1 pseudogene is annotated in these 211 nt (G+C 32.2%); it reads left to right on the plus strand.

What is annotated here, in order from left to right:
- Nucleotides 1-211: pseudogene (locus tag PPOP_RS24745) on the plus strand (pyruvate kinase); the annotation flags it as partial.

Genomic DNA, 211 nt, shown 5'->3' on the forward strand with positions numbered 1-211 from the left:
CAAACATAAATTTATTGAATGTTATGACCCTAGTTTCCCTAAAGACCCTTATGCAGATTTTCATACTGTCGTTACCGTTTATATTTTTCGTGATCAAGAAGGAATGAAAAAACTGCTTACCCTTGATTCCCCCGATGAGAAAATATCTTTTTACAAAAATATTAACAGGCCTTATAGACATGGCTGTAATCTTATACTTAATTCAGATGAT

Origin of the sequence: Paenibacillus popilliae ATCC 14706, from assembly GCF_000315235.1 — a bacterium.
GTDB lineage: Bacteria > Bacillota > Bacilli > Paenibacillales > Paenibacillaceae > Paenibacillus_B > Paenibacillus_B popilliae.